Annotated in this window: 16 protein-coding genes; 8 read left to right on the top strand and 8 right to left on the bottom strand. The window is 34.3% G+C overall.

Annotation, left to right across the window (positions count from 1 at the left end; genetic code table 11):
* Nucleotides 1-82: 82 nt before the first annotated feature.
* Nucleotides 83-1,405 (bottom strand): hypothiocyanous acid reductase MerA, encoded by a 1,323-nt coding sequence (merA, locus tag CD128_RS05780; protein WP_103329088.1) that lies wholly within the window; start codon nt 1,403-1,405, stop codon nt 83-85.
* The gene (gene hypR, locus CD128_RS05775) at nt 1,392-1,832 is read right to left on the bottom strand and encodes a redox-sensitive transcriptional regulator HypR (protein ID WP_103329087.1); all 441 of its coding nucleotides are present in this window, start codon (nt 1,830-1,832) and stop codon (nt 1,392-1,394) included. The genes merA and hypR overlap by 14 nt, the downstream gene beginning before the upstream one ends.
* 130 nt (nt 1,833-1,962) lie before the next feature.
* Here hypR and CD128_RS05770 point away from each other — a divergent pair, with 130 nt between their 5' ends.
* From CD128_RS05770 to CD128_RS05750, 5 genes are all read left to right on the top strand, one after another.
* Complete coding sequence (locus CD128_RS05770) at nt 1,963-2,898, top strand: aldo/keto reductase (protein WP_103329086.1); 936 nt, start codon at nt 1,963-1,965, stop codon at nt 2,896-2,898.
* 359 nt (nt 2,899-3,257) lie between these two features.
* Entirely contained in the window at nt 3,258-3,794 is a 537-nt protein-coding gene (locus tag CD128_RS05765; RefSeq protein WP_103329085.1) for a flavodoxin family protein, read from the top strand.
* A gap of 125 nt (nt 3,795-3,919) precedes the next feature.
* The gene (locus tag CD128_RS05760) at nt 3,920-4,396 is read left to right on the top strand and encodes a GNAT family N-acetyltransferase (RefSeq protein WP_103329084.1); all 477 of its coding nucleotides are present in this window, start codon (nt 3,920-3,922) and stop codon (nt 4,394-4,396) included.
* 30 nt (nt 4,397-4,426) lie between these two features.
* A complete protein-coding gene (locus tag CD128_RS05755; RefSeq protein ID WP_197730780.1) occupies nt 4,427-5,731 on the top strand; it encodes an HD domain-containing protein in 1,305 nt (434 codons plus the stop codon).
* Nucleotides 5,732-5,800: 69 nt separating this feature from the next.
* Nucleotides 5,801-6,307, top strand: coding sequence for a YwhD family protein (locus tag CD128_RS05750; protein ID WP_103329082.1), 507 nt, complete (start codon nt 5,801-5,803; stop codon nt 6,305-6,307).
* A gap of 91 nt (nt 6,308-6,398) precedes the next feature.
* Here CD128_RS05750 and larC read toward each other — a convergent pair whose 3' ends face one another.
* The 4 genes from larC to larA form a co-directional block, all read right to left on the bottom strand.
* Entirely contained in the window at nt 6,399-7,592 is a 1,194-nt protein-coding gene (gene larC, locus CD128_RS05745) for a nickel pincer cofactor biosynthesis protein LarC (RefSeq protein WP_103329081.1), read from the bottom strand.
* Nucleotides 7,593-7,607: 15 nt separating this feature from the next.
* A complete protein-coding gene (larB, locus tag CD128_RS05740) occupies nt 7,608-8,366 on the bottom strand; it encodes a nickel pincer cofactor biosynthesis protein LarB (protein WP_103329080.1) in 759 nt (252 codons plus the stop codon).
* A 12-nt stretch (nt 8,367-8,378) separates the two neighbouring features.
* The gene (larE, locus tag CD128_RS05735) at nt 8,379-9,206 is read right to left on the bottom strand and encodes an ATP-dependent sacrificial sulfur transferase LarE (protein ID WP_167797508.1); all 828 of its coding nucleotides are present in this window, start codon (nt 9,204-9,206) and stop codon (nt 8,379-8,381) included.
* Nucleotides 9,207-9,392: 186 nt separating this feature from the next.
* Nucleotides 9,393-10,655 carry a nickel-dependent lactate racemase gene (gene larA / locus CD128_RS05730; RefSeq protein WP_103329079.1) on the bottom strand — a complete coding sequence of 421 codons (1,263 nt, stop codon included), beginning with the start codon at nt 10,653-10,655 and terminating at the stop codon, nt 9,393-9,395.
* A gap of 301 nt (nt 10,656-10,956) precedes the next feature.
* Here larA and adhP point away from each other — a divergent pair, with 301 nt between their 5' ends.
* The 3 genes from adhP to CD128_RS11835 all read left to right on the top strand — a co-directional run bounded on the left by adhP (nt 10,957) and on the right by CD128_RS11835 (nt 13,059).
* Nucleotides 10,957-11,967 carry an alcohol dehydrogenase AdhP gene (gene adhP, locus CD128_RS05725; protein WP_103329078.1) on the top strand — a complete coding sequence of 337 codons (1,011 nt, stop codon included), beginning with the start codon at nt 10,957-10,959 and terminating at the stop codon, nt 11,965-11,967.
* A 211-nt stretch (nt 11,968-12,178) separates the two neighbouring features.
* Nucleotides 12,179-12,760: an excalibur calcium-binding domain-containing protein gene (locus tag CD128_RS05720; RefSeq protein WP_103329077.1), complete on the top strand. Its 582-nt coding sequence runs from the start codon at nt 12,179-12,181 to the stop codon at nt 12,758-12,760.
* Between the two features lie 161 nt (nt 12,761-12,921).
* Complete coding sequence (locus CD128_RS11835) at nt 12,922-13,059, top strand: hypothetical protein (protein WP_167797509.1); 138 nt, start codon at nt 12,922-12,924, stop codon at nt 13,057-13,059.
* A 176-nt stretch (nt 13,060-13,235) separates the two neighbouring features.
* Here CD128_RS11835 and CD128_RS05715 read toward each other — a convergent pair whose 3' ends face one another.
* Together CD128_RS05715 and CD128_RS11830 are read right to left on the bottom strand one after the other, a co-directional pair.
* Nucleotides 13,236-13,337, bottom strand: coding sequence for a type I toxin-antitoxin system Fst family toxin (locus CD128_RS05715; protein ID WP_167797510.1), 102 nt, complete (start codon nt 13,335-13,337; stop codon nt 13,236-13,238).
* 324 nt (nt 13,338-13,661) lie between these two features.
* Complete coding sequence (locus CD128_RS11830; RefSeq protein WP_108738924.1) at nt 13,662-13,754, bottom strand: type I toxin-antitoxin system Fst family toxin; 93 nt, start codon at nt 13,752-13,754, stop codon at nt 13,662-13,664.
* Nucleotides 13,755-13,960: the final 206 nt, after the last annotated feature.

Genomic DNA, 13,960 nt, shown 5'->3' with positions numbered 1-13,960 from the left:
TTATTAACATCTTACAATAAAGTGCCAATCATGGGCCTTTTTTATGGAATTTTATTAGTGTTGCACTTAATATTACAATTCGTCAAATATTAAATAAATCGTTAAAAGATTCTATCATTGTTGGATGAGTATAAATACCATCTCTTAAAACTTGGTAAGGAATATGCTGGTCAATTGCCAATTTAATTAAATTAATAATTTCCTCTGATTCTTTGCCATATAACGTAGCGCCTAAAATTTCATTATTCTTTTTATTAATAACAACTTTAAACAAACCGCGTGGGTCGTTATTGATTTTATGACGAGGTACAGTGTTAATAGCTAATTTATTTTCAATATAATCATAGCCGTGTGCTTCGGCTTCTTTCGCAGTTAATCCAACGCGAGAGAATGGCGGATCAATAAAGACAGTATATGGAATAACACCACGATTTTCTATTGTACGGTCACCATTACCAAACAATTCAGATTTTAAAATTCTGAAGTCATCTAATGAAATATAAGTAAATTGCAGGCCACCTTTAACGTCACCAGCTGCATAAATGTGTTCGACTGACGTTTGAAGATGCGAATTAACTTTAATTTCACCACGTTCCCCAAGGTGGATGTCAGTATTTTCAAGCGCTAAGTCTGTATTAGGCACACGTCCTGTGGCTAGTAAGACTGCATCAGCTGTAAATGTGCCTTTCGAAGTTTCAACTATTGTATGCGGTCCTGCGTTTTTAAACGCGTGTGTTTCTGCTTCAGTGACAAACGTAATTCCTTTATCTTTCAAGTCTCTCAATGCGTATTCTACTACTTCGCTATCTTCACGTGGCATAATGTGTTTGCCATATTCCACGACAGTAACGTTTGAGCCAAAATTTGCGAACATCGATGCAAATTCTAATGCGATATAACCGCCACCAATAATCACTAAATCTTTAGGTTGAAACGCAATATTTAATAAACCGCGTGAATCGTACACATTTTGTGCCGTATCAAGACCTTCGATTTTAGGAATATTAGATTTCGCACCCGTATTAATCACGATTTTATCTGCTGTGACTGTCTGCGCAACGGTGCCATCTTCATTCAATAATTCAATTTCAGTATTTGATTTAAATTGAGCTTTAAAGTTGAGAACTTCAATATTTGCGTCATTTGCTAAATTAGCGTAATTCTTTTTATTTAAAGCACTAACCACTTCTTTTTTTCTTGAAAATGCAGGACCAAATTCGGCACCATCAATACCATCATGCACAAGCACTTTACTAGGTATACATCCGTGGTTGATGCATGTGCCGCCATAATTATCTGATGATTGTTCTACTAAAGCGACTTGTTGTCCTTGTGATGCTGCGTATTTGGCAAGTGTTTTACCGGCTTTACCGAAACCAATGATTAAAAGATTATAATGTGTCATGTGTTGTTTCCTCCTGGAGTGTTTCTTTGAGTACATTGTTAATTGTCAAGTTACTATAAAAGTCGAGGGCTAAAGCTATTTCTTGTTCTTTGTAGCGATTCATTGTGTGTGCAATGTTTCTCGATATCTTACAATGACTCTGCTCGCTACCTGTAAAGATGCGTTGCGTGTTAGCTTTGTCTAACACGAAAAGCTGATAAAGTGTAGACAGCTTGATAGAGGGGGTGCTATCGTTAGCTCGGTAGCCTCCGCCTTTTCCGCGAAGGGTGTCTATATAGTCATGATGATTCAATATAGTGGTGACGCGACGTAGTTGAACTGGATTGAGACAGGTAAGCTGAGCTAGGTCTTGGCTATTGAAATGTTGGTCTTTGTGTTTAGTTAGAAAAGTTAGAACGTGAAGTGCGATATTAAATTCTAAATTCATAATGTCATCCCTTTAATGTAACTTGATTAGTTACATTAAAGTATATTTTTACAATTTAGTCAAGATGAATGTATCATAGGTATTGGGGTAAACTATAAGTAGTGAATTGAAGATAAAGGAGCGATATTAAATGGCAAACTTAGTACAATTAGGTAAATCAGATGTACGTGTATTTCCCATCGCATTAGGTACAAACGCGGTAGGTGGACACAATTTATATCCGAATTTAGATGAAGAACAAGGTAAGGAAGTTGTGCGTAAAGCGATAGATAATGGTATTACTTTATTAGATACGGCATATATTTATGGGCCAGAACGTTCTGAAGAATTGGTTGGACAAGTAGTCCAAGAATATCCTCGTGAGAAAGTTCAAATTGCGACTAAAGGATCTCACGTTATTAAAGAAAATGATGACGTTGTCCAAAACAATGATCCTGAGTATTTAAAGCAACAAGTTGAGAATAGTTTGAAACGTCTTCAAGTAGATTATATTGATTTATACTATATTCATTTTCCAGATGAAGATACGCCTAAAGATAAAGCTGTTGCTGCATTACAAGAATTAAAAGAAGAAGGTAAAATTAAAGCGATTGGCGTCTCTAATTTCACGTTAGATCAACTTAAAGAAGCGAATAAGGATGGCTACGTAGACGTTGTGCAATTAGAATATAATTTATTGCATCGTGAAAATGAAGAAGTGATGAAATATGCAGCTGAAAATGACATTACATTTGTGCCATATTTCCCATTAGCGTCTGGTATTTTAGCCGGTAAATATGATGAAAATCAAACATTTGATGATCACCGCGCTAGACGTCGCGATTTCCAACCTGAAGTGTTCAAAGATAATGTGCGTCGTGTAAAAGAATTGAGTAGTATTGCTGAAGCTCACAATACTTCAATTGCTAACGTCGTATTAGCGTTTTATTTAACACGTCCGGCACTAGATGTGGTAATTCCGGGTGCTAAACGTGCTGAACAAGTTGTTGAGAATATTGAAGCGGCGAATGTACAGCTAACAGACGAGGAAATCAAAAAAATTGATGAACTTTTCCCTATTGAATAAAAGGTAAAAATATTTAAATAAGTTAGAGTAATTTAAGCTCCTACTCCGTTTATAAAGGTGTAGGAGCTTTTAAATATAGAAGGAATTAAGGGATAGTTAAATATTTTATAAATTTATTACATAAAAATGCAGTGATGGGGTACAAAAAGAGTGTGGAGATATTTACTTTTTATTAAGTTAATTTAAACTAACTTTAGTAATTTTTGAATTTACATTTTTTTTGAAGAGAATTATAGTTAATTTTTATAGTAAAATAAATGAAGTTTAGTATTTTATTTAAGAATAATTATATTAATTTATATATATTGCATGAAATTAATTAACAAGTTCATGGGTTTCTAGAAAGTGAGGAATGTTAGATGATAACTGTCTTATTTGGGGGAAGTCGTCCAGAAGGTAATACGGCACAAATTACGAAATATGCTTTAGAAGGTTTGGATTATAATTGGATAGATTTAACGCAATATCAATTAAATCCGGTTCGAGATTTACGTCATGAGAAGGAAGATATTGAAACGTATCCTGATGATTATAAAGAAATTATCGATAAGGTTTTAGAAAGTGATACAGTTATTTTCGCGTCACCTGTTTATTGGTACAGTATTTCAGCTTCATTAAAGGCATTTATTGATCATTGGTCTGAAACACTGATTGATCCTAACTATAAAGACTTTAAGGAAAAAATGGCTAAAATAGATTTCCGTCTTATTTTAGTTGGGGGAGATTGTCCTAAAGTTAAAGCTAAACCTTGTATTACTCAAATGAAATACACGTTGGACTTTATTGGAGCCGAGCTAAATGGATATATCGTTGGTACGGCTGAAAGACCAGGTGATATTATGAAAGATACATTTGCCTTAGGAAGAGCTAAAGAGTGGAATGAGACATTAGGCTAAGTAATAGAAAAGTAATTCCACGTTCTGGATTATAAGTCTGAGGTTTACTTACATAATAAGCGTTTAACTACAGACTATGATATAATTCGATTATTAATTCCATTGTAAAGTCAGGAGAATCAAGTATGTTTAAAGTCAGAGAAGCAACAGCAAATGACGTTGTAGCTATCAGAGATGTGGCTACTAAAGCATGGTATAACACTTATTTAAACATTTATGCTGCATCAACAATTAACGAGTTACTTGCTGCTTCGTATAATGAATCACATTTAAAAAAACGTTTAGAAGAACAACTTTTCTTAGTAGCTGAGGAAGAAGAGGAAATCGTAGGATTTGCTAATTTTATTTATGGTAAAGAATTATATTTGTCAGCACACTACGTTCATCCAGAATCTCAGCACAAAGGCCATGGTACAAGTTTACTTGAGAAAGGTTTAGAACATTTCCAAGGTAAATATGATGTTGTTTACCTTGAAGTTGATAATAAGAACGAGGGTGCAATCAAATATTATCAAAATCACGGCTTTGAAATTGTACGTTCTTACCAACCAGAAATGTATGGCGAACAATTAGACTTAGCTTTAATGAAGAAGAATTTATAAATAAAAGTGCATGTTCTTATGAAAGGAAGGATGACATTGACGCAAACACCTTATGTTGAACAAAAATTAGCTGAAGAGAAAGTATTTAAAGACCCTATTCATAAATACATTCATGTCAAAGATCAGCTTATTTGGGATTTAATTAAGACAAAAGAATTTCAACGTTTACGTCGCATTAAGCAATTAGGCACACTTTATCTTTCTTTTCATACTGCAGAACATAGTCGTTTTGGTCATTCTTTAGGTGTTTATGAGATTGTACGTCGTATGATTGATGAATCATTTGTAGGGCGTGAAGCTTGGAACAATGAGGATAGACCGCTAGCCTTATGTGCAGCTTTATTACATGATTTAGGTCATGGTCCTTTTTCTCATAGCTTTGAAAAGATATTTAACACAGACCATGAAGCATTTACGCAAGCTATCATCACTGGTGGCACTGAAGTAAATGAAGTTTTAAGTCGCGTATCTAAGACGTTTCCACAAGATGTGGCTGATGTCATTAATAAAACACATGAAAATAAATTAGTCATTTCTATGATTTCTTCGCAAATTGATGCTGACCGCATGGACTATTTGCAACGTGATGCCTATTTTACAGGTGTGTCTTATGGCACATTCGACATGGAACGTATTTTACGTTTAATGAGACCTTCTAAAAAAGAAGTGCTTATCAAAGAAAGTGGGATGCACGCGGTAGAGAATTTCATTATGAGTCGCTATCAAATGTATTGGCAAATTTATTTCCACCCGGTCAGTCGAGGGGGAGAGGTGCTTTTAAATAATTGCTTGAAACGAGTAAAACACTTGTATCAAGAGGGATATCATTTCAAGATGTACCCAGAAGATTTTGTACCTTTCTTTGAAGGGAATATTACGATTGAACAATATGTTGAATTAGACGAAGTTGTCGTTTTATATTATTTGAAAAAGTGGATTGATGAAGAAGATGCCATACTTAGTGATTTAGCACGACGATTTATCAATCGCGATTTATTTAAATATATTCCATTTGATGGTTCAATTATTACAATTACTGAACTACAAGAACTATTTATTGAAGGTGGCATAGATCCGAATTATTATTTCGTTAGTGAAGCCTTTTCGGATTTACCATATGACTATGACCGTCCCGGTTCTAATCGCAAGCCTATTCATTTATTAAGACGAAACGGTAGTATTAAGGAAATTAGTAGTCAATCTCTAGTTATTTCAAGTATTACAGGTATAAACCGTGAAGATTATAAATTGTATTATCCTAAAGAAATGATACTTAATATTGAAGACCCACAGGTTAAAGGTTCAATTATTAATTTATTGAACGAACTAAATTAGGAAATTGAAACTTTTTCATATAACACGTATGATATGCTATGGAATTTAAGTTTGTTGGAGGTGTAACGCGTGTCTGAGAACAAAGGTTTTAAATTTAATATTATTAAGAATGATCCTCTAGATGGCCATAAAGGTACAAATATCGGATCGATTAGTTTAGATAATATTGCACCTGTATTTATAGATGTAGCGAATAAAGAAGCGTTTATAGATATTGGTGGAATGCATGCACGTGCTCAAGTTGAAAAAGGCGTAAAATGGATTAATGAGAAAGAAGAAGTTGAAGGTGACGAAGCTAAAGAATATTGGCTTTGTTGGGTAACTACTGAACGCGGTGAAAATGGTCCATATTATGCTGGTGTCACTGCTTGCTACTTGCTTGTTAACAAAAGTATCCGTAGAGGATATAAAAGTATGCCTGAACACGTAAATATGATGGATAAATCTATGAAACATAAATTTATCATCGATCAAATCGGTGAAGATAACAAAAAAGTACTCAAAGACTTTTTAAAATCACATAACGAAGATATGTGGAATAATTCTAGTGATGAATTGTTTAAAGCATTTGAGTAATTAAATGATATAAAATCCCCATCATTGATAGACCAATGGTGGGGAGAATTATAGTATTTATTGTCGCTTGGTGGTTGGAGAACATCAAATTCTATTCTTCTAAAGTATCACCAATACTAAATTGGTTATAAACGGCCTTCATAACCTCATTATATACGCTTTGTAGTGATAGGCTAGCATGTTTACTTGCTAGTTTTATATCTTCAAATTCAGGTTTCATTTTTAGTATTTTTCCTTCTTTTAAAGAAAATTTAATCATAACTTCCCCATATGAAGTATTCACTTTACGAAATGTTCTACTCAAAATTTGGCGATTAACTGAATAGCTACGTACACCTAGAGAAGAAGTATGTGTTAGAACTAAGTCTTCAATGTGTTGTTTATCACTAGTTTTACAAATAATAGTGAGTTGAACAGCAGGTCGGTTCTTTTTCATCGTAATAGGTGTGTAATATACATCTAACACGCCTTCATGTAAGGCAGTATCCATAAAGTGGCCTAGCATCTCAGGGGTCATATCATCAATCTGGCATTCAATCACTTGTACTTGATCATTAGATTGTGGTGATACATCTTCAAATTGAATAACACGTAGTACATTTGGAAAGTCGAAATCTTTATTTCCTGCGCCATATCCAATTTCTTTCATAGTCGCAGATGGAAATGGTCCGAATTGAGTCACTAAGCTTTTAGCGAATGAAGCACCTGTTGGCGTCGTTAATTCACTTGCCACATCGAATTCAGCTAACGGAATACCTTTTAAGATTTCACCCGTAGCTGGAGCAGGTATTGGATAAATACCATGTGCGATATTAATTTTGCCATTACCCGTGGGAATAGGTGAGCAGTATAATGTATCGATACCTAATTGTTCCAATGCGATACAGCCACCGATAATATCTATAATAGAATCCATTGCGCCTACTTCGTGGAAATGAACATCTTCAATTGTCATGCCATGTATTTTAGCTTCTGCATAGCCAATTGTTTCAAATATTACTTTACTACGTTCTTTAACGCGATCTGCTAAGTGACTTTCATCAATCATTTTAAAGATATCAGCAGCTTTGCGATGGTGATGATGTTCGTGGAAGTCAATTTTTAAAGTCATAGCATGGATGCCTTGTTTAATTTTCTTTTCAAAATGAAGCTTAAAATCATCGATAGGTAATGTTTTTAGTTCATTTTCAATAGCTTGAGGATTAGCTCCTAAATCTACTAATGCAGACAATAACATATCCCCAGCAATACCCGCATGACAGTCTAAATATAATGCATTACTCATGTTTGTAACTCCATTCTATTTATTTTCTAACATATTAATAATCATTGCAGCGTTATAGCCAGCGCCAAATCCATTATCTATATTAAGAACACTAGTACCTGGTGCGCATGAATTAACCATTGATAATAGGGTAGTGACACCATTTAAATTCGCCCCATAACCAATACTTGTAGGAACTGCATAAACTGGATGGTCAACTAATCCACCAACTACACTTGCGAGTGCGCCTTCCATTCCGGCTATCACCACTGATACTTTACCACGACGAATTTCTTGAATTTGCTCAAATAAACGATGAATACCAGAAACACCTACATCATAGAAACGTTTTACTTGTATACCCATAACTTCAGCGGTAATAGCAGCTTCTTCAGCAATAGGAAAGTCAGATGTACCAGCACATAATATTGAGATATAATGATTTGATTTTTTGATGGTATCAATTGGTGTACATATGATTTGTGCTTCAGGGTGATATTCTAATTCAGGATGGTGTTCTAAAACATGAGATGCTTTAGCTTCGTTTACACGTGTAGCGAGTATAGTAGTTTCATGTTGAAGTAAACTTGTAATAATCTGATTAATTTGTTCTTTTGTCTTCCCTTGACCGAAGATAACTTCAGGAAAGCCTTGGCGCTTTGCTCTATGTAAATCAATTTTAGCAAAGCCCAATTCGTCATAATGACTGAGTTGGGCTTTAGCTTCATCAATAGATATTTGATTTGATTTTACACTTTCGAGCAAGTCTTCAATAAAATTAGAATCTTTACTCATGTGTATACTTCCTTATACTAGTTTAGTTGTATCTGTATCTATCACTTCGTTCATGCTACCTGTTCTGTAACCTTCTAAATCTACAGTGACATAATCGAAACCAAGTTCTTTTAAACGTAATGTGATATTTGATTTGTTGTTAATCACTGTCATTAAATCATCTTCTGATACTTCAATACGCGCAATGTTGTGGTGATAACGTACACGTACGTTATTTACGCCTAGGCTTAAGATGTGTTTTTCAGCTTCATTTACTTTGTTTACTTTAGTAAAGCTTAATTCTTCACCGTAAGGGATACGTGAAGCTAAGCTACATAACGCAGGTTTATTCCATACTGGTAAACCAAGTTGTTGGCTTAATTCGCGCACTTCAGTTTTATATAAGCTTGCTTCTTGTAAGACGCTACGAACGCCAAATTCTTCACGTGCTTTTAAACCTGGACGGAAATCTTCTAAATCGTCCATAATCATGCCATCTAACACGTAATTAAAGCCTAATTCTTCTTTAATTTCATCTAATTTGCCATACATTAAACGTTTACTGTAGTACCAGCTTTCAGGTGTATTCTTCACGATGTTTGCATCTTCTAATTCAGCCATTTCAGCTTCCATCACTTCAACGCCTAGCTCACGACCTAACTCAATCGCTTGGTTAAATTCTTCGTTTCTGAAAAGTTCAGATTTCACAACAACTGGTTTAACGTTTTCAGTGCCTAATACATCTATCGCTTTTTTAAGAACTAGACTGCTGTCTACACCACCTGAAAAGGCGATGACAACGCTTTTCATCTCTTTTAATAATGTGTCTAATTTTAATTCTTTATTGTTTAATTCAGTCATGTTTATCATTCCTTCCAATTATTCTAGACAGTAGACAAGCCCTTTCACTCTTCGGCAACTTATGCTTAAATTGCTCATTTACGTATAGTAAACTCACTTCACACTTCATTACGCATTGCGTTTTCTCGATTGCTAAGGACTTTCTATCCGTCTTTTTATTTTTGATTAATATAACAACGCGCCTAATTATTCTTCTACATATGGAATTGTTAATGGTCCTTGTGGCATAACGCCGATACTCAATTTGCGTCCTGCTTGTTCTTCTAATTCAGCAATCGTTTGTTCGATGTTTGAAGTTGGATTCAACATTGAATCTTTTAACTGTTGGTCTGTCAGTTGTAAATAAACGTAAACATTTGCGAATGTTTGAATGCTTGCTTGTTTTTGAACTTGCCACTGGTCTACTTCTGAAAAGTTAGGATCATGGATAAGGTCTAAGATACCTTGAGGTGTATCCGCCATTTTAAATATTTCAGCGAATTTACCATGGTCTGGGAAACCATCTGCACATTCAGATACCATGATAATTGATCCATTTTCTTTAACAACTTTACTAGCTGCACTCATACCTTTAACCGTTTGATATAAGTTTTGGTCTAGAGGATAACCTGAATTTGAGGCGATAACGATATCAAAACGGTCATCGCATTTAAACATAGCGTGTTCTTTAACATAAGCACAACCTTCTTTATGCGCTTCAAACACTTCACCACCAAAGGCAGCAGTGATTTTTTTATCTTTGTTTAAAGCTACGTTTAATAAGAAGTCAGGTTTACACATTTTGTTCACTTCGCGAGCCATGTTTTGTACAGGATTATCTTCTAAGTTACCCCATGTAGAACGAGGGTCGCCAATCATCTTCGCATTATGGAAAGTTTTGATTGTTTCAAGACCTGCGATACCAGGCATAATGCCTTTAGGGCCTCCCGAAAAGCCTGCAAAGAAATGTGGTTCAATAAAGCCAGTGACAATTTTAAAGTCAGATTCTACATAATCTTTATTTAAATAAGCGTCACAACCATATTTACTGTGTCCAACTTTAACTAGACTTTCTTTTTCATCACAATGATTATGAACAATTTTTACGCTATCAACGATGTCTTCACCTAACATTTGAATCAGTTCATCACGTGTTTGATCACGATGTGTGCCAGTACCATTAATAATGACGAAATTTTCACGTGGTACGTGACTTAATTCTTCAATTAGTAAAGGAACTAAAATGTGATTAGGTGTAGGACGAGTAATATCACTAATTACAATTGAAACGATATCATCGCTTTTAACTATATCTTTTAAAGGTTTAGAACCTGTAGGGTTTCTTAAAACATCTTGAATAGCTGAAGTATAATCTTCTAACGCTTCAATATTTTGTGGTTCAATGACTGTACTATCATCAGGTACATTAACTGCTATTTCAGACTTACCATATAGGACGTGCGTTTTCATAGTTCTTCCCTCCATAAAACATGATGATAATGCATAATAACTACGAAATGATAAATTTCTTACAATTCAAATTATATCATATTTAATAACTCTGCATTAATGGGGAGTGTGAGTAGGTAGACATGCACATAAAGCTAAGCCTTACAATGAGTATCATAAACTTTGCTCAATATCTTTGAAATCAAAAATGTAAATACAAATATATAAAGTTAAAATATTTCCATATTTGTAAGCGATTACATATAATATACTTAGTTGTAAAGATACACAAAAATTATACTTGGACAAGGAGTGGTTTACCATGAAAGCAGCAGTAGTAACTCAAGATCATAAAGTAAGTGTTGAGAATAAAGAATTACGTCAATTAGAACCTGGTGAAGCTTTAGTTCAGACAGAATATTGTGGAGTGTGTCATACAGATTTACATGTTAAAAATGCCGATTTCGGTGATGTCACAGGACGCGTGTTAGGTCATGAAGGAATCGGTCGAGTAGTTGAAGTCGCAGAAGATGTAGAGTCACTTAAAGTAGGGGACCGCGTATCTATCGCTTGGATGTTTGAAAGCTGCGGGCATTGCGAATATTGTACTACAGGACGCGAAACGCTATGTCGTGACGTGAAAAATGCTGGTTATACAGTCGATGGTGCAATGGCTGAGCAAGTCATTGTCACAGCTGATTATGCAGTGAAAGTTCCTGAAGATTTGGATCCAGCAGCAGCTTCATCAATTACGTGTGCTGGAGTAACGACATATAAAGCCGTGAAAGTAAGTAATATTAGACCAGGTCAATGGATTGGTATTTTTGGCGTTGGTGGGTTAGGTAACTTAGCGCTTCAATATGCGAAAAATGTCTTTAACGCAAAAGTGGTAGCTTTTGATATTAGCGATGATAAATTAGCTTTTGCTAAGAAATTAGGTGCAGATGCTGTCGTAAACACTAATAATCAAGATGCTGTAGAAGAAGTTAATCAACTTACAGATGATAAAGGATTAGATGCTACTGTAGTAACAGCTGTAGCTAAAACACCATTTAACCAAGCAGTAGATGTTGTTAAAGCGGGCGCACGTGTCGTAGCGGTTGGTTTACCAGTGGAAAAAATGGATTTAGAAATCCCACGTTTAGTACTTGATGGCATTGAAGTCATTGGTTCATTAGTGGGTACACGTCAAGACTTGAAAGAAGCTTTCCAATTTGCTGCAGAAGGAAAAGTTGTACCAAAAGTTCAAACTCGTAAATTAGAAGAAATTAATGACATTTTTGAAGAAATGGAAGAAGGAACAATTACCGGACGTATGGTAATTAAATTTTAAATGAAGATATAAATAATTAAATATCAATCATATTGTGGTAGCTCGTAAGACTTGATTAACAAACATGTTCTTACGAGCTATTTTTTATTTGTTAAAGCTATATTTTTTATCCACTTTTTAAATATTTCGTTTTTAAAATTAAAATTGAAATTAATTATAATGTATTTTACAATTAATTTATACATAATATTATTTAAAAGGGAGAATAAAAATGGATAATAACGGTTCTCGAGGTTGTTGTGGGTGTCTAGGTTGTTTTGGAGTTTTAATATTATTAATTATGTTAATAGGTGGATGTAAAGCTATATTTGTTACACCTAAAGATGATACTCATAATGAAGATAAAATTACTTCTGAAAAAAGAACTCAAGAAAAAAGTACAGAAGAAGATACAGTTGAAGACGAGACTTCAGAAGACAACTTAAAAGAGGTTAGCAGTCAAGAAACTGCAACGCAAGAAAGTGCTGAAGAAAACGATAATGAGCAGAACGAGGAGAATGACAATTCTCAAAATAATGAAAAGGACAATGATTCTTATTATAAAGAGCCACTAACTAAAGAAGAGAATAAAGATACTAATTTACAAGATAGTTCAACTGAAGAAAATAGTAATGAACTTCAATCTACTCAAGAAGAAAGTGTAGCAAATGCCAGTGAATCTGCTAGCGCTACTAGTTTCGCAAATTGTACTGCATTAAGACAGGTATACCCAAATGGTGTTGTTAAAGGAAGTCCAGCTTATGACGATAGTTTAGATCGTGACAAAGATGGCAGGGCTTGTGAAGTTAATTAATATTACTTTAAAACGCTTGTTTTCTGTATTAACACGAGAAAACAAGTGTTTTTATTTTTAATCTATAATAAATTGATTGATGATTTAAAAATTATTTTCCAGATTAATGGTATAATCAAAATAGTTAAATTGAATAAAATATGAAATAAGAGGACACACAAATGTATAAATTCTTACTATTTGTTACAACAATGACTTTCGGCATCATTTATTTCTTGAAATATACAATACTTTTGGAAAAGTATAATTATGATATTGCGGAAATTGAGTTTAAAGCAGACTTAGCTAAACGTAAATAATGATTTAGAACACCACAATAATTAAGAGTGTAAAAATACATTCTATTAAAAGTTACTTTTTGCATTTCTCTATTAAGCAGTGTTATAATTTAGTTAACAAAGTTATTAAGCGTAATGCACCAATCCCCTCACTATCGGTAGTAGTGAGGGGATTTTTTAGGTGTGGCTATAGTCGCCTATCTTTTCTTATCGTTGCGATTGCGTAGCCAATGCGCAAATAATGCGACGATACAACCACTCGTTGCTGTGGTTATGATGTGAACAAAGTTATCAAGCATAATTACACCTCCTCTCTACGTCAAAGTTGACGCCTGAGAGAAATAGGCGACTTTTATATTATATCATCAATAACCACTATCTAGTCGTTCATCTACTCAGGTTTACGATGCAAAAAGGGGCAATTTAAATTCCTTTAAAATGCCTTAATAACCTATATTTATCAAATACAAGCACTACTCAATAAAAGATTGCTTTTTGCATTTCACTATTAAGCAGTGTTATAATTTACTTAACGAAAATGATTAGCAATTAATGCACCAATCCCCTCACTACGGCAATAGTGAGGGGATTTTTTATGGTGCTAGCTTATAGTCGCCTATTAATTATTTGTTGCGTTTACTAAGCCAATAAGTATAATACGCAACAGCACAGCCACTGATGACTGGTGCTATGATGTGAACGAAAACGATTAACAAAATGATGCACCTCCTCTCTACGTCAATTTGACGCCTGAGAGAAATAGGCGACTTTTATATTATATCATCAATAACCACTATCTAGCCGTTCATCTACTTAGGTTTACAATGTAAAAGGGAGGCTGGGACATAATTCCTAGCAAAAATGCCAGTAAATGAGTTTTTTATAAATTCATTTACTGGCTTCTTTATTTACAATACTTCGT

It is taken from the genome of Staphylococcus croceilyticus, assembly GCF_002902575.1.
Lineage (GTDB): Bacteria > Bacillota > Bacilli > Staphylococcales > Staphylococcaceae > Staphylococcus > Staphylococcus croceilyticus.
Note: the sequence above shows the minus strand (reverse complement) of the source record. Positions and strands in the feature narration are given on the sequence as shown.

Bases quoted from the DNA above. Each gene is read 5' to 3' on its own strand.
- CD128_RS05760 (WP_103329084.1), top strand. From the start codon at position 3,920: ATGTTTAAAGTCAGAGAAGCAACAGCAAATGACGTTGTAGCTATCAGA.
- CD128_RS05720 (WP_103329077.1), top strand. From the start codon at position 12,179: ATGGATAATAACGGTTCTCGAGGTTGTTGTGGGTGTCTAGGTTGTTTT.
- CD128_RS05715 (WP_167797510.1), bottom strand. From the start codon at position 13,337: ATGCTTGATAACTTTGTTCACATCATAACCACAGCAACGAGTGGTTGT.
- merA (WP_103329088.1), bottom strand. From the start codon at position 1,405: ATGACACATTATAATCTTTTAATCATTGGTTTCGGTAAAGCCGGTAAA.
- CD128_RS05770 (WP_103329086.1), top strand. From the start codon at position 1,963: ATGGCAAACTTAGTACAATTAGGTAAATCAGATGTACGTGTATTTCCC.
- larE (WP_167797508.1), bottom strand. From the start codon at position 9,206: ATGACTGAATTAAACAATAAAGAATTAAAATTAGACACATTATTAAAA.
- adhP (WP_103329078.1), top strand. From the start codon at position 10,957: ATGAAAGCAGCAGTAGTAACTCAAGATCATAAAGTAAGTGTTGAGAAT.
- CD128_RS05765 (WP_103329085.1), top strand. From the start codon at position 3,258: ATGATAACTGTCTTATTTGGGGGAAGTCGTCCAGAAGGTAATACGGCA.
- CD128_RS05755 (WP_197730780.1), top strand. From the start codon at position 4,427: ATGACATTGACGCAAACACCTTATGTTGAACAAAAATTAGCTGAAGAG.
- larB (WP_103329080.1), bottom strand. From the start codon at position 8,366: ATGAGTAAAGATTCTAATTTTATTGAAGACTTGCTCGAAAGTGTAAAA.
- larC (WP_103329081.1), bottom strand. From the start codon at position 7,592: ATGAGTAATGCATTATATTTAGACTGTCATGCGGGTATTGCTGGGGAT.
- CD128_RS11835 (WP_167797509.1), top strand. From the start codon at position 12,922: ATGTATAAATTCTTACTATTTGTTACAACAATGACTTTCGGCATCATT.
- hypR (WP_103329087.1), bottom strand. From the start codon at position 1,832: ATGAATTTAGAATTTAATATCGCACTTCACGTTCTAACTTTTCTAACT.
- larA (WP_103329079.1), bottom strand. From the start codon at position 10,655: ATGAAAACGCACGTCCTATATGGTAAGTCTGAAATAGCAGTTAATGTA.